Below are 15285 nucleotides of genomic sequence, written 5' to 3' on the forward strand. Positions count from 1 at the left end.
GGCGGGGCCTCACGCTGTTTACGGCGCCGCGAGGCGCGGTATCATGGCGACTTTTCCCGGGTCCCTTTACCCGCCCGGCATGGCCGCCGTGTCGAACGGCCGCCAGCCGGCATGAGGATCGAATGAACCAACGACATCACGGCGTGTATGCCGGCCGCGCGCGGCGCGCGCTGCTGGTCGCCGCCGCGCTGGGCCTGCTGGCCGGCTGTACCTCTTTTTCCTCGTCGCACGAAAAGCGCGCCGACGCGCAACTGCAGCCGACCGTCGGCTCGCAGGCACGCGGCGCGGTGACGTTCGTCGAACGCCCGGACGGCGTCCAGGTCACGTACAACCTGGCCGGCCTGCCGCCGAACAGCGATCACGCGCTGCAGGTGCACGAGCGCGGCGACTGCAACGCGGGCGACGGCTCGAGCGCCGGCCAGGTGTTCGCGCCGGCAGCCGACCGGCTGCGCGCGGGCGCGCGCGTCGCTGGCGATCTGGGCAACATCCATGCGGATGCGAACGGCGTCGCAGCCGGTTTCATCGTCGCGCCCGATCTGGCCCTCGACGGCGTGCGCTCCGCGCTGAATCGCGCGGCGCTGGTGCACCGCGACCCGAGCGACCCGGCGTTTCCGCAGCACGGCGCGGGGCCGGCGCTCGCGTGTGGCGTGATCCGATGACGGACGCCGCGTGCGCGGGCCGATGATCGCGTAAAATGTGCGCCTTTCCCGGCCGCGGCCTCGCGGGTCCGGCCCTCACCGACTGTCACGCAGCGTTTCCAGGCGCCCTGTTATGAGCATCAAGTCCGACAAGTGGATTCGGCGCATGGCCGAAGAACACAAGATGATCGAGCCGTTCGTGCCCGATCAGGTTCGCGCGTCCGAGGACGGTCGCAGGATCGTCAGCTACGGCACGTCGAGCTACGGCTACGACATCCGCTGCGCGGACGAATTCAAGATCTTCACGAACATCAATTCGACGATCGTCGATCCGAAGAACTTCGACGAAGGTTCGTTTGTCGATTTCAAGGGCGACGTGTGCATCATCCCGCCGAACTCGTTCGCGCTGGCCCGCACCGTCGAATATTTCCGCATTCCGCGCACCGTGCTCACCGTCTGCCTCGGCAAGTCGACGTACGCGCGCTGCGGGATCATCGTCAACGTGACGCCGTTCGAACCCGAGTGGGAAGGCTACGTCACGCTGGAATTCTCGAATACCACGCCGCTGCCCGCGAAGATCTACGCGAACGAAGGTGTCGCGCAGGTGCTGTTCTTCGAAAGCGACGAAGTGTGCGACGTGTCGTACGCCGATCGCGGCGGCAAGTATCAGGGTCAGCGCGGTGTCACGCTGCCGAAAACCTGATCTGGTTGCATAACGTCTCACCAGTTTCCGGGTGACCGCTGCGCGTGACGCGCCGCGGTCGTTCTTTTTGGAGAATCGCCCATGAAGTTTCGTTTCCCCGTCGTCATCATCGACGAAGATTTCCGCTCCGAGAACATCTCGGGCTCCGGCATCCGGGCGTTGGCCGAAGCGATCGAGAAGGAGGGCGTCGAAGTCCTCGGCCTCACGAGCTACGGCGATCTGACGTCGTTCGCGCAGCAGTCGAGCCGCGCGTCGTGCTTCATCCTGTCGATCGACGACGACGAACTCATGCTCGGCGAGACCGGCCCGGACGGCGAACTGCCCGAGCTCGCGACCGCGATCATCGAGCTGCGCGCGTTCGTGACCGAAGTGCGCCGCCGCAACGCGGACATCCCGATCTTCCTGTACGGCGAAACGCGCACGTCGCGCCACTTGCCGAACGACATCCTGCGCGAACTGCACGGCTTCATCCACATGTTCGAGGACACGCCGGAGTTCGTCGCGCGCCACATCATCCGCGAGGCGAAGGTCTATCTCGACTCGCTCGCGCCGCCGTTCTTCAAGGAGCTGGTGAAGTACGCGGACGAAGGCTCGTACTCGTGGCACTGCCCGGGCCACTCGGGTGGCGTGGCATTCCTGAAGAACCCGCTCGGCCAGATGTTCCACCAGTTCTTCGGCGAGAACATGCTGCGCGCGGACGTCTGCAACGCGGTCGACGAACTCGGCCAGCTGCTCGATCACACTGGCCCGGTCGCGGCGTCCGAGCGCAACGCGGCGCGCATCTTCAGCGCGGACCACCTGTTCTTCGTGACCAACGGCACGTCGACGTCGAACAAGATCGTCTGGCATGCGACGGTCGCGCCCGGCGACATCGTGCTGGTCGACCGCAACTGCCACAAGTCGATCCTGCACGCGATCACGATGACGGGCGCGATTCCGGTGTTCCTCACGCCGACGCGCAATCACTTCGGCATCATCGGGCCGATCCCGCGCGACGAATTCAAGCCGGAGAACATCCGCAAGAAGATCGAGGCGAACCCGTTCGCGCGCGAGGCGCTGCGCGAGAACCCGGACATGAAGCCGCGGATCCTGACGATCACGCAGAGCACGTACGACGGCGTCGTCTACAACGTCGAGATGATCAAGGATCTGCTCGGCGACCTGCTCGACACGCTGCACTTCGACGAAGCGTGGCTACCGCATGCGACGTTCCACGATTTCTACCGCGACATGCACGCGATCGGCGACGGCCGTCCGCGCACCGGCGCGCTCGTGTTCGCGACGCACTCGACGCACAAGCTGCTCGCGGGCATCTCGCAGGCATCGCAGATCGTCGTGCAGGATTCGGAGAACCGCACGTTCGACAAGCACCGCTTCAACGAGGCGTACCTGATGCACACGTCGACGAGCCCGCAGTACGCGATCATCGCGTCGTGCGACGTCGCGGCTGCGATGATGGAGCCGCCGGGCGGCACCGCGCTCGTCGAGGAATCGATCGCCGAGGCGATCGACTTCCGCCGCGCGATGCGCAAGGTCGACGCCGAATACGGCGACGACTGGTTCTTCAGCGTGTGGGGCCCGGACAACCTGTCGGAAGAAGGCATCGGCTCGCGCGAGGACTGGATGCTGAAGCCGAACGACCACTGGCACGGCTTCGGCCCGCTGGCGGAAGGCTTCAACATGCTCGACCCGATCAAGGCGACGATCATCACGCCGGGGCTCGATGTCGACGGCGAGTTCGGCGAGACGGGCATTCCGGCCGCGATCGTCACGAAGTATCTGGCCGAGCACGGGATCATCGTCGAGAAGACCGGCCTGTACTCGTTCTTCATCATGTTCACGATCGGCATCACGAAGGGCCGCTGGAACTCGATGGTGACCGAGCTGCAGCAGTTCAAGGACGACTACGACAACAACCAGCCGCTGTGGCGCGTGCTGCCGGAATTCGTCGCGCAGCATCCGCGCTACGAGCGTGTCGGCCTGCGCGACCTGTGCACGCAGATCCACGACGTGTACCGTGCGAACGACATCGCGCGCCTGACGACGGAGATGTACCTGTCGGACATGGAGCCGGCGATGAAGCCGTCGGACGCGTTCGCGAAGCTCGCGCACCGCAAGATCGACCGCGTGCCGCTCGACGAGCTCGAAGGCCGCGTGACGAGCATCCTGCTCACGCCGTACCCGCCGGGCATTCCGCTGCTGATCCCGGGCGAACGCTTCAACAAGACGATCGTGAACTACCTGCGGTTCGCGCGCGACTTCAACGAGCGCTTCCCGGGCTTCCACACCGACATCCACGGCCTCGTCGCGGAAGAGGTGAACGGCCGCGTCGAGTACTTCGTCGATTGCGTGCGCGACTGATGGCGACGCAGGGACGAATCCGGACGATGCGTGCGGCGTTGGCCGCGCTCGTCGTCTGGGCGGCAGGGGCGGCCGGGCTGGCGGGCGTGGGTGTCGCGCACGCGGAAGTCGCGGCGGCCGACCCGATCGACGTCGCGATGCGGCAATGCCTCGCGCGGCGCGACCGGTCGTCGACGGCCGGCCAGATCCAGTGCATGAGCGAAGCGCAGCAGCAGTGGCAGGCGGTGGTGGACGGCGCGTACCAGCGCCTGTCGAACAATGCGCCGGCCGACGTGAAGCGCGGCTGGCAGGACAGCCAGCGCCGCTGGGTCACGTGGCGCAAGGATGAAGTTCATCTGTTGAAAGCCGTGTACGACACGACGCGCGGTACCGCGTACGCGATGTCGAGCGCCGACATGCAGTTGCAGCCCGTGCGCGATCGTGCATTGGCGCTGCGCGCGGCGGCCGACCGCTATGCGTTGCCGCCTGCCGCCGTGCCGGTGGCGGCCACGAGCGGTGCGCAAGGCGACACCCAGGGCGGTGCGGGCACTGCTGCGCCAGCCGGCGGCAAGCCGGCGAACGCGCCGCGCGATTCGGCGATACGCCGCGTGCGGCCGTGTGTGCAGGATGCCGCGTGCGAGCACGCGCTGTTCGATTTGAACCGCTATTACCAGAAGCTGCGTCGCAAGATGCCCGCGCATTCGGCCGCGACACTCGTGCGTGCGCAGCGCGCGTGGGTCGCGTTCAGCGATGCGACGGCGCCGCTCGTCGGCGAGGACGGACGCGTCGATCTGATCGGCGCGCGCATCGCGACGATGAAGCGGCTGTCGGAGACGGCCGGCAACAACTGACGATCGCCGCGACGCCGGTCATTCGGCGCGGCAACGGAAAACGGGCACCCGAGGGTGCCCGTTTGCATATGGCGTGCCGCGAGCGGCGCTTACGCGGGCTGCTGCGCGTCCAGACGGCCGAACCACGATGGCACGAACGCGACCGCGTCGTCGAGCGACGGGAGCACGTGCAGGCTCAGCGCGACGATCTCGGGCGTCGGTGCCTTCAGGTCGGGCACGGTGACGACCGATGCGCCCGCGCCGGCGGCCGATTGCGCGCCGAAGTCGCTGTCCTCGAACGCGACGCACGCGTGCGCCGGCACGCCGAGGCGTTCGGCCGCGAGCCGGTACACGGCCGGGTCGGGCTTGCCGCGCGCGACTTCGTCGCCGCCCGCGATCGCGCGGAAGAACGGCAGCACGCCGACCGCGTCGAGCCGCGCACGGATCACGTCGCGCGCGGACGACGATGCGACCGCGCACGGAATGCCGGCCTGCGCGAGCGTCTCGAGCAGCGCCAGTGCGCCGGACTTCAGCGGAAATTTCGGATGAGGTTCGGGCGCGGCGAGCCGTTCGCGCACGACGGTGCGCACGGCGTCGAACGTGTCGGTGTCGCCGATCAGCCGCGCGAGAATGACCTGGCCCTCCGCGAACGAGCGGCCGACGATCTGCAGGTAGTCGATCTCGGTCAGCACGACGCCGTGCGCGGTCGACACGTCGATCCACGTGTTCATGATGGTCCGCTCGGAATCGACGAGCAGGCCGTCCATGTCGAAGAGCGCGGCGGAGAAGGTCATCGGCGGTATCCGGGAAGCGGGAAGGGCGTCGGGCGGCGCGACGGCCGCCCGAGTGAAAGGCGGACGCCGAAGGCGCCCGTCCGTGCCGGCAGGCTTACTTGCCGAGCGCGGCGCGAGCGGCCTTGACCGCCGCACGCACTTGATCGGGCGCGGTGCCGCCCGGATGGTTGCGGCTCGCGACCGAACCTTCGAGCGTCAGGTAGCTGAACACGTCGTCGCCGATCAGGTGCGCGACGTTCGGCAGTTCCTGCTTCATTTCGTCGAGCGAGAGGTCCGCGAGGTCGATTCCGCGGTCGTCGCAGATCTTCACCGCGTGCGCGACGGCTTCGTGCGCGTCGCGGAACGGCAGCCCGCGCTTCACGAGATAGTCGGCGAGGTCGGTGGCGGTCGAGAAGCCCTGCAGCGCGGCTGCGCGCATCGCGTCCGGCTTCACCGTGATGCCGGCGACCATCTCGGCGAAGATCCGCAGCGTGTCGGCGACCGTGTCGACCGTGTCGAACAGCGGTTCCTTGTCTTCCTGGTTGTCCTTGTTGTACGCGAGCGGCTGGCCCTTCATCAGCGTGAGGAGCGCCATCAGGTGGCCGTTCACGCGGCCCGTCTTGCCGCGTGCGAGCTCGGGCACGTCCGGGTTCTTCTTCTGCGGCATGATCGAGCTGCCGGTACAGAAGCGGTCGGCGATGTCGATGAAGCCGACGCGCGGGCTCATCCACAGCACGAGTTCTTCGGAGAAGCGCGACACGTGCGTCATCACGAGCGCGGATGCCGCCGTGAATTCGATCGCGAAGTCGCGATCCGACACCGCGTCGAGCGAGTTCGCGCAGATGCCGTCGAAGCCGAGCGTCTTCGCCACGGCGTGACGGTCGATCGGGTAGCTGGTGCCGGCGAGCGCGGCCGCGCCGAGCGGCAGGCGGTTCACGCGGGTGCGGCAGTCGCGCATGCGCTCGGCGTCGCGCGTGAACATTTCGACGTACGCGAGCAGGTGATGGCCGAACGTGACCGGCTGCGCGACCTGCAGGTGCGTGAAGCCCGGCATGATCGTGTCGGCGTTCTTCTCCGCGAGGTCGATCAGCGCGCCGCGCAGGTCGTTCAGGAGGCCGCCGATGCGGTCGATCTCGCCGCGCAGCCACAGGCGGATGTCGGTCGCGACCTGGTCGTTGCGCGAGCGGCCCGTATGCAGGCGCTTGCCGGCGTCACCGATCAGCGCGGTCAGGCGCGCCTCGATGTTCAGGTGGACGTCCTCGAGATCCAGCTGCCATTCGAATTCGCCGCGCTCGATCTCGCCCTTGATCTGCGTCATCCCGCGTTCGATCGCGGCGAGGTCGTCGGCGCTGATGATCTTCTGCGCCGCGAGCATGCTCGCGTGCGCGAGCGAGCCGGCGATGTCGACGAGCGCGAGGCGCTTGTCGAAAAACACCGACGACGTGTAGCGCTTGACCAGCTCCGACATCGGTTCCGAGAAGCGGGCCGACCAGGCCTCGCCCTTTTTGTGCAGTTGGGACGTCATGGCGATTCTTCGAAGGGGAGTTGGGCGGCGTGCGCCGCCGAGGGAATCCCGCAATTCTAGCATTCGCGGGGCTGGCGGCCGGTGCGCGCCGGCCGCGAACGGGCACGGATCACCGGGGGCCGCGGGTCAGCGGGCCGATCCGCGGCAGCGTGCCGTCGTCGGGGCGCCCGTACGCGAATTCGACGGCGCAGTCGCGGCTGCAGCCCGGGATTTCGACGTGATTGTTCTCGACGAGGCCGTCGACGAAGGTCAGGCTGTCGTCGCCGGCGATCGTGCGCGGGCCGCTTTCGGCGTGGCGAACCGCGAGCCCGGGCGGCCGCGGCGTGCCATGCGGCGCGCGCAGCGTCTGCGCATCGATCGCCGCGACGATCAGCTTCCGAGCCGCTTCAATCGCGCACGAGCACGACCAGCTTCAGGTCTTCGCGGTGCGCGGGCTTCAGCGTGATCTGCTGGTACACGAGGCGGCCGTCGGCCGGATGGTCGAATTCACGCAGACCGCCTTCGCGCTCGAACACGTCCTGCGACGCCCAATACTGCGCGAACGCATCGCTGCCGGCCATCAGCGCGTCGATCAGTGCGCGGGTCGGCGCATCGGCGAGGTGGCGGATCGAGTCGGCACGGAATTCGGCCGCGAGCCGGCGCGCGCGGGTTTCCCAGTCGACGATCAACGTGCGCGCGGCCGGCGCCATGAACGTGAAGCGCAGCAGGTTGCGGTCGTGCTCGCCGTCGAGCCAGCCCGTGAACAGCGCGGCGGCCGGCGCGTTCCATGCGAGCGCGTTCCATTGCCGGTCGAGCACGTATGCAGGCGTGGCGATCGCGGCGACGGTCGCCGCGAGCGTCGGCGGCAGGTCGCCAGCCGCGACGTCGGGCTCGGCCGGATCGCGCTGCGCGGCCAGCTCGAACAGGTACGCGCGTTCGGCCTTCGACAGCTGCAGTGCGACGGCGATCCGCGCGAGCGCATCGGCCGACGCCGACACCGGGCGGCCCTGCTCGATCCACGTGTACCAGGTCGGGCTGACGCCGCACAGCTGCGCGACTTCCTCGCGCCGCAGCCCCGGCGTGCGGCGGCGCGGGCCGGGCGGCAGGCCGACGGCCTGCGGCGACAGCCGTTCGCGGTGCGCGCGGATGAATTCGCCGAGTGCGCGGGCGGGCGTGGCGTCGAGCGGCGGGGTGGGGGCGGAGGACGGCTGGCTCATGCGGAAACGGCTGAAACGACAAAAAGGGGCGCGCGACGCGCGGCGTAAATCGGGCCGGAAATCAGGCAGGTGTAACAAATACCAGAATAACTGCTTAACTTGTACTGGTACAAGCGCGGCCCTATTGTAGCGATTCGCGCGCTGGCAGGCAGCAAGCGCCCCCCCCAAAGAAGGAGCGAACGATGAAACACCACGACCAGGTCGCCGACGCATTCGGCACGACGGCCGCCGCCTACCTGACGAGCACGGTCCACGCGACGGGCGCCGATCTGCAGGCGCTGGCGGACACCGTGCGCGCGACGCCCGACGCCGCGGTGCTCGATCTCGGTTGCGGTGCGGGCCATGCGAGCTTCGCGGTCGCGCCGCACGTGCGCGACGTGGTCGCCTACGATCTCGCGGCGCCGATGCTCGCGACCGTCGCCGCCGCCGCGCGCGAGCGCGGCCTCGCGAACGTCCGCACGCAGCAGGGGCCGGCCGAACGGCTGCCGTTCGAAGCCGGCACTTTCGACTGGGTAATCAGCCGGATGAGCGCGCACCACTGGCACGACGTGCCCGCGGCGCTCGCCGAGGTGCGTCGCGTGCTGAAGCCGGGCGGCCGCGTGCTGATGATCGATATCGCGGGCAACGATCATCCGCTGCTCGACACGTATCTGCAGGCCGCCGAAGTGCTGCGCGACGCTTCCCACGTGCGCGACTACCGTGCCGACGAATGGCTCGCGATGTTTCGCGGCGCCGGGTTCGACGCGCACGTGCAGAGCCGCTGGCGCCTGCCGATCGATTTCGACACGTGGGTCGAGCGGATCCGCACGCCGGCCGACAGCGTCGCGGGCATCCGCGCGCTGTGGGCGCATGCGCCAGACGAGGTGCGCGGCTACTACGCCGTGCAGCCGGACGGGTCGTTCGAGCACGATGCGCTGCTGATCGACGCGCAATGAGCGTATGGGGCGACACGGCGGCCGGCGCCGTCGTGCCGTTCCATGAGAAAAAGCCGCGATACGCGTGGTTGCGTATCGCGGCTTTCGTTTTACGGCGCGCGTTTCGCAACGCCGGCGCGGCGCGGAGCAGCCCCGCGCCGCGTGCGGATCAGCCCGTATTGCGCAGGCCGGCCGCGATCCCGTTGATGGTCAGGTGAATCCCGCGGCGCAGCCGCGCGTTCGTGTCGCCCGCGCGGTGACGCTTGATCAGCTCGACCTGCAGGTGGTTCAGCGGATCGAGATACGGGAAGCGGTTCTTGATCGAGCGCGCGAGCAGCGGGTTGGTCGCGAGGCGGCCAGCGTGCCCGGTGATTTCCGCGAGCGCCTGCGACGTGCGCTCCCATTCCGCGACGATCCGCTCGAACACGTGCTTGCGCAGCTTGCGGTCGGCGACCAGCTGCGCATAGCGCGACGCGACCGCGAGATCGGTCTTCGCAAGCACCATGTCCATGTTCGACAGCAGGTTCGCGAAGAACGGCCAGGTCTTGTTCATCTTCTTCAGCAGCGTCAGGCGCTTGGTGCGTTCGGCCGCGTCCGGCGCGCCGTCGAGATACGCGCTCACCGCGCTGCCGAAGCCATACCAGCCCGTCAGCAGCAGTCGGCACTGGCCCCACGAGAAGCCCCACGGAATCGCCCGCAGGTCTTCGATCCTGCGGTTCTTCGGATCCTGCAGCTTGCGAGAGGCCGGGCGGCTGCCGATGTTCAGCTCGGCGATCTCGGTGATCGGCGTCGACGAGAAGAAGTAGTCGGTGAAGCCGGGCGTTTCATAGACGAGTGCGCGATACGACGCCATCGCGGCGTCGGACAGTGTCTGCATCGCGGCTTCGAACGCGGGCAGCTGCGCGGGCGCGTTCGATTGCGGCAGCAGCGACGCCTCGAGCGTCGCGGCGACCACGGTCTCCAGATTGCGCCGCCCGATCTCGGGGTTCGCGAACTTGCTCGCGATCACCTCGCCCTGTTCGGTCAGACGGATCTGGCCGTTCACGGTGCCCGGCGGCTGCGACAGGATCGCCTGGTAGGTCGGGCCGCCTCCGCGGCCGACCGTGCCGCCGCGGCCATGGAACAGCCGCAGCGTGATCTTGCGTTCGCGGAACAGGTCGACGAGCGCGAGCTCCGCGCGATACAGCTCCCAGTTCGACGTCAGGAAGCCGCCATCCTTGTTGCTGTCCGAGTAGCCGAGCATCACTTCCTGCTCGGCACCCTGGTGCGCGATCAGCGCGTCGATGCCCGGCAGAGCGAAGTATTCGCGCATGATGCGCGCGGCGTCGCGCAGGTCGGGGATCGTCTCGAACAGCGGAATCACCATCAGGCCGTTGCGCGCGCTGTCGTGAGCGGCGCCCAATGTGCCTTCCAGCAGCCCGGTTTCCTTCTGCAACAGCAGGACTTCGACGAGGTCGCTGACCGTCTCGGTGTGCGAAATGATGTAGTTGCGTACCGCACGCGGGCCGAACTGCGCACGCACCTCGCGTGCCTTCTCGAACACGCCCAGCTCGCTTTGTGCGAGCGCCGAGTATTCGATGTACGGCGAGCGCAGCGGGCGCGGATCGGCCAGCGCGGCAAGCAGCGCGATCAGCTTGTCGTCCTCGGAGAGCGATGCGTAGTCCGCATGTACGCCGGCACGCGCGAACAGCTCGGCGACCACGGCTTCGTGGATATCGGAGCTCTGGCGCAGGTCGATGCTCGCGAGATGGAATCCGAACACCTCGGCCGCGCGTACGAGCGGTGCGAGGCGCGGCGCGGCGAGCGACGTGCCGTGGTGTTCGTCGAGCGAGGCGGTCAGCACCTTGAGGTCGGCGACGAAGGCCTCGGAATCGGCGTAGGGCACCGCGCGCACCGGCGGCGCGCCGCGGCCGGCGCTGCGCACCGGCACCGTGCCTTCGCCCAGGCGCACGCGTGCGCTCGCGGCGAGCCGTGTGTAGATGCCGATCAGCGCGCGGCGATACGGTTCGTCGACGCGGTGCGGCGACTGGTCGGGCGACGCGGCCGCGAGCGCTTTCACGGCGTCGTTCGCGCCGACCAGCAGGTTCGACACCGACAGCTCGGCACCGAGCTTGTGCACCTGCTCCAGATAGTGTTCGAGAATCACCGCGGACTGGCGGTTGATCGCTTCTTCGAGCGTCGTGGCGGTCACGTTCGGGTTGCCGTCGCGGTCGCCGCCGATCCAGCTGCCCATCTGGAAGAATGCGGGCACGCGCGCGGACAGGCCGTGCTCGGCGAGCGCGGCCTCGATGTCGCCATACAGCGCGGGCAGTTCGTCAAGGAACGTCGCGCGGTAGTACGACAGCGCGTTCTCGATCTCGTCGCCGACCGTCAGGCGCGCGTCGCGCAGCATGCGGGTCTGCCACAGCGCGGTCACGCGTGCGCGCAGCATCGATTCGTTGTACGAGCGTTCGCGTGCCGTCAGCGGCTGGTCGCGCTCGGCGAGCAGGCGTGCGATGTCGTGCTGCGCGTCGAGGATGCTCTTGCGCTGCACTTCGGTCGGATGCGCGGTCAGCACCGGCACGATCAGCGCATCGTCGAAGAAGCGCTGCAGCAGGCGCTTCGACGCGTTGCCGGTCGTCTTCAGCTGCTCGAGCGCGTACGCGACGGTGCCGGGCTGTGCCGCGGATCCGGCCAGCGCGTGGATGCGGCGGCGGCGGTTGTGATGGCGGTCTTCCGCGATGTTCGCCAGATGCGAGAAATAGCTGAACGCGCGCACGACGCTCACCGTCTGCTCCGGCGTCAGCTTGCGCAGCTTCTTCTCCAGCGTTTGTGCGGCCTCGCTGTCGTCCTCGCGGCGAAACTTCACCGCCGTCTGGCGAATGGTCTCGACGACGTCGAACACGGTGTCGCCTTCCTGTTCGCGCACCACGTCGCCGAGCAGGCGGCCGAGGTAGCGGATGTCCTCGAACAGCGGACCGTCCTTGTCCTCGCGCGTGCGGGCGCCGGGCTTCGCCGCGCCGGCCTTGCGGGCAGCCGGGCTGGCGGCCGTGGTCGCGCGTTTTGTCTGACGTATCGGGTCTTTCGGTTTCGTTGCCGGTTTCGCACGGCCGTTCGCGGCGGTGGCGATGGAGCCCGTCTGGGCATCGGAGGAGGGCAAGGCAGCATTGCGGCGCGCCGTACGCGCCGATCCGGAAGACTTCACGATGGGTTTCCTTGGGAAAGCTCGAGTCAAAAGGGACTGCGGGGATTACGGAAACTACGGGAACTGCGGTCAAGCAACCAGCTACGTGCGGCACATCCACGCATCGGTGTCGCCGCCGGCGCCGAAGCGCGGCGGGCGCAGGTGCCCGGCCCGGGCGGGCCGGGGCGTGCGTGCTACCATTGTTCGATCTTCAATCCCGTCCTTCGATTGTTCCTGCAATGAATTCCGAGATCTCTTCGGCACAATCCCCCGTGACGCTGACGATTGCTTCGCGCGAGAGCCGCCTGGCGATGTGGCAAGCCGAACATGTGCGTGATGCGCTGCGCAAATTATATCCAGCTTGTGACGTGAAAATCCTCGGGATGACGACCCGTGGCGATCAGATTCTCGATCGCACGCTGTCGAAGGTCGGCGGCAAGGGCCTGTTCGTGAAGGAGCTGGAGAATGCGCTGGCCGACGGTCGCGCCGACCTGGCCGTGCATTCGCTGAAGGATGTGCCGATGGCGCTTCCCGACGGCTTCGCGCTCGCCGCGATCATGGAGCGCGAGGATCCGCGCGACGCGTTCGTGTCGAACGACTACGCGTCGCTCGACGCGCTGCCTGCCGGCGCGGTCGTCGGCACGTCGAGCCTGCGCCGCGAGGCGATGCTGCGTGCGCGTTATCCGCACCTGAACGTGCTGCCGCTGCGCGGCAACCTCGACACGCGCCTGTCGAAGCTCGATCGCGGCGACTACGCGGCGATCATTCTCGCGGCCGCGGGCCTGAAGCGCCTTGGCCTCGAAGCGCGAATCCGTGCGCTTATCGGCGTCGAGGACAGCCCGCCGGCCGCCGGCCAGGGCGCGCTCGGCATCGAAATTGCCGCGCGTCGCACCGACGTGGCCGGATGGCTCGCGCCGCTGCACGACCCGCGGACCGCGCTCGCGGTCGAGGCCGAGCGGATGGTGTCGCGCGCGCTCGGCGGCAGCTGCGAGGTGCCGCTCGCCGCCCACGCGGTGTGGCGCGCGGGCGAGTTGTACCTGACGGGCCGCGTGTCGACGACCGACGGACAGCGCGTGCTGACCGCTGAGGAGTGCGGTGCGGTCATGACCGTCGCCGATGCGGTCGCGCTCGGCCGCGCGGTGTCCGACGAGCTCGAGGCGCAGGGCGCGCGCGACATCGTCAACGCGCTGCTCGCCGGCTCGCAGGCCGGCAAGGGCGACGCCTGATGGCGGGCGGCGCGCGCGCGTTCACCGCCGTCCTGACGCGCCCGGACGGCCAGTCGGCCGCGCTTGCGGCCCAACTGGCCGAGGCCGGTTGCGACGTGCTCGAATTTCCGCTGATCGACATCGCGCCGGTCGACGATCCGGCGCCGCTCGACGCCGCGTTCGCGGCGCTTGGGCGTTACGCGCTCGTGATCTTCGTGTCGCCGAACGCGATCGACCGCGCGCTCGCGCAGTACGGCGCGATCTGGCCGAATGCGCTGCCGATCGGTGTCGTCGGCCCCGGCAGCGTCGCGGCGCTCGCGCGCCACGGCATCGCGGCGCCCGCGCATCGCGTGATCGCGCCGCAGGCGCTCGCCGATGACGGCGTCCCGCATTACGATTCGGAAAACCTGTTCGCGAGCATCGAGACCGCGTTCGGCGGCGCGCAAGCGCTCGCCGGCCAGCACGTGCTGATCGTGCGCGGCGACGGCGGTCGCGAATGGCTCGCCGAGCGGCTGCGCGAAGCCGGCGCGGAGGTCACGCTGGTCGCCGCGTACCGGCGCGTCGTGCCCGAGCCGCGCATCGGCGCGTGGGAGCGCGTGCATGCGCTGCTCGCCGGCGCGCCGCACGCGTGGCTCGTCACGAGCTCGGAGGGCGTGCGCAACCTGCACGAACTCGCGCGCACGCATTTGAACGACGCCGAGATCGAGGCGCTGAAGCATGCGCCGCTCGTGACGCCGCACCCGCGCATCGAGCAGACCGCGCGCGCACTGGGTTTTGATAGGATTACGCTGACCGGCGCGGGCGATGAGCGCATCGTCCGCGCGTTTCGAACGATGGCCGACGAGGCCGTCCAACCGGCGACAGCCGCACCGGTGACTAAACGCATGACAGATACCAACGATTCCAAAGGCGTCGCTTCCCAGCCGGCCGCTGCATCCGCACCGCCGTCCAGTCCTCCTTATCTCGCGTCCGAGCCGCATGCGCGGCGCGGCGGCAGCGCGGCGCTGTGGTTCGTCGTCGTCGTGCTCGGCTGCGCGGCGGGTGTGGGCGGCTATGCGCTGAACCGCAAGGTCGACCGGCTCGACGATTCGTTCGTCGCGCGCCAGAAGGCGCTCGATGCGCAGACGGCCGAGACCCGCACGAAGACGGAGCAGGCGCTCGCGAGCACGCATCAGGTCGACACGCAGCTCGCGCAGCTCGACGGCAAGCTCGCCGACGCGCAGAGCGCGCAGCAGGCGCTGCAGCAGCAATACCAGGACCTGTCGCGCAACCGCGACGCCTGGATGCTCGAGGAAGTCGACCAGATGCTGTCGAGCGCGAGCCAGCAGCTGCAGCTGACGGGGAACACGCAACTCGCGCTGATCGCGCTGCAGAATGCCGATGCGCGCCTCGCGACGTCGCAGAGCGCGCAGGCCGTCACGGTGCGCAAGGCGCTCGCGCAGGACATCGAGAAGCTGAAAGCCGCACCGTCGGCCGACCTCACGGGCCTCGCGATCAAGCTCGACGACGCGATCGCGAAGATCGACGCGCTGCCGCTGTCGGGCGAGGCGATCGTCCCGCACGCGGCGCCGAAGGCCGTGCCGGCCGACGCCGCGTCGTCGGCTGCGTCCGTGGCCGGCGAGCCGCGCTGGAAGGTGTGGTGGCATGACTTCTCGACGGGGCTCGGCCAGCAGTTGAAGGGCCTCGTGCAGGTGCGCCGGATCGACAACGCCGACGCGATGCTCGCATCGCCCGACCAGGGCTACTTCGTGCGCGAGAACGTGAAGCTGCGCCTGCTCACCGCGCGGCTGTCGCTGCTCGCGCGCAACGACGGCGCGATGAAGGCCGACCTGCATGCGGCGCAGGCCGCGCTCGGCAAGTATTTCGACCAGGCATCGAGGGACACGCAAACCGTCGAGGATCTGCTCAAGCAGGTCGACGGCGCATCGCTGACGGTCGCCGTGCCGAACCTGAACACGAGCCTGAACGCCGTTCAGCAGTTCAAGAGTCGGGGGTAAC

General features: G+C 68.7%; 11 protein-coding genes and 1 pseudogene. 7 read left to right on the forward strand and 5 right to left on the reverse strand.

The window, feature by feature from the left end; translation table 11 throughout:
* The first annotated feature begins 122 nt into the window (after positions 1-122).
* The 4 genes from sodC to WS75_RS10725 all read left to right on the forward strand — a co-directional run bounded on the left by sodC (position 123) and on the right by WS75_RS10725 (position 4532).
* Positions 123-659: a superoxide dismutase [Cu-Zn] gene (gene sodC / locus WS75_RS10710; RefSeq protein ID WP_059680459.1), complete on the forward strand. Its 537-nt coding sequence runs from the start codon at positions 123-125 to the stop codon at positions 657-659.
* Positions 660-771: 112 nt separating this feature from the next.
* Positions 772-1341, forward strand: coding sequence for a dCTP deaminase (gene dcd / locus WS75_RS10715; protein WP_006398615.1), 570 nt, complete (start codon positions 772-774; stop codon positions 1339-1341).
* An 81-nt stretch (positions 1342-1422) separates the two neighbouring features.
* The gene (locus WS75_RS10720) at positions 1423-3702 is read left to right on the forward strand and encodes an arginine/lysine/ornithine decarboxylase (protein ID WP_006497175.1); all 2280 of its coding nucleotides are present in this window, start codon (positions 1423-1425) and stop codon (positions 3700-3702) included.
* Positions 3702-4532 (forward strand): lysozyme inhibitor LprI family protein, encoded by an 831-nt coding sequence (locus WS75_RS10725; protein WP_059680460.1) that lies wholly within the window; start codon positions 3702-3704, stop codon positions 4530-4532. The genes WS75_RS10720 and WS75_RS10725 overlap by 1 nt, the downstream gene beginning before the upstream one ends.
* 89 nt (positions 4533-4621) lie before the next feature.
* Here WS75_RS10725 and WS75_RS10730 read toward each other — a convergent pair whose 3' ends face one another.
* The 4 genes and pseudogenes from WS75_RS10730 to WS75_RS10740 form a co-directional block, all read right to left on the reverse strand.
* Positions 4622-5305 carry an HAD family hydrolase gene (locus tag WS75_RS10730; RefSeq protein ID WP_059680461.1) on the reverse strand — a complete coding sequence of 228 codons (684 nt, stop codon included), beginning with the start codon at positions 5303-5305 and terminating at the stop codon, positions 4622-4624.
* Between the two features lie 94 nt (positions 5306-5399).
* Positions 5400-6809, reverse strand: a complete 1410-nt coding sequence (gene argH, locus WS75_RS10735) for an argininosuccinate lyase (protein WP_059680462.1) — start codon at positions 6807-6809, stop codon at positions 5400-5402.
* Between the two features lie 109 nt (positions 6810-6918).
* Positions 6919-7152 (reverse strand): annotated as a pseudogene (locus WS75_RS34905) (fimbria/pilus outer membrane usher protein); the annotation flags it as partial.
* Between the two features lie 43 nt (positions 7153-7195).
* Positions 7196-8005, reverse strand: a complete 810-nt coding sequence (locus WS75_RS10740; RefSeq protein ID WP_059680463.1) for a helix-turn-helix transcriptional regulator — start codon at positions 8003-8005, stop codon at positions 7196-7198.
* A 182-nt stretch (positions 8006-8187) separates the two neighbouring features.
* Here WS75_RS10740 and WS75_RS10745 point away from each other — a divergent pair, with 182 nt between their 5' ends.
* Positions 8188-8940 (forward strand): class I SAM-dependent methyltransferase, encoded by a 753-nt coding sequence (locus WS75_RS10745; RefSeq protein WP_059680464.1) that lies wholly within the window; start codon positions 8188-8190, stop codon positions 8938-8940.
* A gap of 148 nt (positions 8941-9088) precedes the next feature.
* Here the strand turns inward: WS75_RS10745 and ppc are convergent, their stop codons facing one another.
* Positions 9089-12103, reverse strand: coding sequence for a phosphoenolpyruvate carboxylase (ppc, locus tag WS75_RS10750; RefSeq protein WP_059680465.1), 3015 nt, complete (start codon positions 12101-12103; stop codon positions 9089-9091).
* A 218-nt stretch (positions 12104-12321) separates the two neighbouring features.
* Between ppc and hemC the strand changes: the two genes are divergently transcribed.
* Positions 12322-13308 (forward strand): hydroxymethylbilane synthase, encoded by a 987-nt coding sequence (gene hemC / locus WS75_RS10755; RefSeq protein ID WP_059680466.1) that lies wholly within the window; start codon positions 12322-12324, stop codon positions 13306-13308.
* The gene (gene hemDX, locus WS75_RS10760; RefSeq protein ID WP_059680467.1) at positions 13308-15284 is read left to right on the forward strand and encodes a fused uroporphyrinogen-III synthase HemD/membrane protein HemX; all 1977 of its coding nucleotides are present in this window, start codon (positions 13308-13310) and stop codon (positions 15282-15284) included. The genes hemC and hemDX overlap by 1 nt, the downstream gene beginning before the upstream one ends.
* Position 15285: the final 1 nt, after the last annotated feature.

The organism is Burkholderia sp. FL-7-2-10-S1-D7 (genome assembly GCF_001524185.1).
In the GTDB taxonomy this organism is placed as follows: Bacteria; Pseudomonadota; Gammaproteobacteria; order Burkholderiales; family Burkholderiaceae; genus Burkholderia; species Burkholderia diffusa.

What these genes read in the sequence shown, in the direction of transcription:
- sodC (WP_059680459.1), top strand. Translation starts at nt 123, where the DNA reads ATGAACCAACGACATCACGGCGTGTATGCCGGCCGCGCGCGGCGCGCG.
- dcd (WP_006398615.1), top strand. Translation starts at nt 772, where the DNA reads ATGAGCATCAAGTCCGACAAGTGGATTCGGCGCATGGCCGAAGAACAC.
- WS75_RS10720 (WP_006497175.1), top strand. Translation starts at nt 1,423, where the DNA reads ATGAAGTTTCGTTTCCCCGTCGTCATCATCGACGAAGATTTCCGCTCC.
- WS75_RS10725 (WP_059680460.1), top strand. Translation starts at nt 3,702, where the DNA reads ATGGCGACGCAGGGACGAATCCGGACGATGCGTGCGGCGTTGGCCGCG.
- WS75_RS10730 (WP_059680461.1), bottom strand. Translation starts at nt 5,305, where the DNA reads ATGACCTTCTCCGCCGCGCTCTTCGACATGGACGGCCTGCTCGTCGAT.
- argH (WP_059680462.1), bottom strand. Translation starts at nt 6,809, where the DNA reads ATGACGTCCCAACTGCACAAAAAGGGCGAGGCCTGGTCGGCCCGCTTC.
- WS75_RS10740 (WP_059680463.1), bottom strand. Translation starts at nt 8,005, where the DNA reads ATGAGCCAGCCGTCCTCCGCCCCCACCCCGCCGCTCGACGCCACGCCC.
- WS75_RS10745 (WP_059680464.1), top strand. Translation starts at nt 8,188, where the DNA reads ATGAAACACCACGACCAGGTCGCCGACGCATTCGGCACGACGGCCGCC.
- hemC (WP_059680466.1), top strand. Translation starts at nt 12,322, where the DNA reads ATGAATTCCGAGATCTCTTCGGCACAATCCCCCGTGACGCTGACGATT.
- hemDX (WP_059680467.1), top strand. Translation starts at nt 13,308, where the DNA reads ATGGCGGGCGGCGCGCGCGCGTTCACCGCCGTCCTGACGCGCCCGGAC.